Below are 213 nucleotides of genomic sequence, written 5' to 3'. Positions count from 1 at the left end.
CGCTCAGGGTAAGTCGGGACCTAAGGCGAGGCCGAAAGGCGTAGTCGAAGGACAACAGGTTGAAATTCCTGTACCACCGTAAACCGCTATGAGCGATGGGGTGACGCAGGAGGGTAGTGACGCAGACGGATGGATGTCTGTCCAAGCAGTGAGGCTGATGTGTAGGCAAATCCGCACATCGTTAAGGCTGGGCTGTGACGGGGAGGGAAAATT

The 213-nt window shown here is 55.9% G+C and carries 1 rRNA gene; it reads left to right on the top strand.

What is annotated here, in order from left to right:
• Window positions 1-213 (top strand): 23S ribosomal RNA (locus KI367_RS27035); the annotation flags it as partial.

The organism is Paenibacillus cookii (genome assembly GCF_018333375.1).
Classification (GTDB): domain Bacteria; phylum Bacillota; class Bacilli; order Paenibacillales; family Paenibacillaceae; genus Paenibacillus_AQ; species Paenibacillus_AQ cookii.
This window is presented reverse-complemented; position numbering and strand designations above follow the sequence as displayed.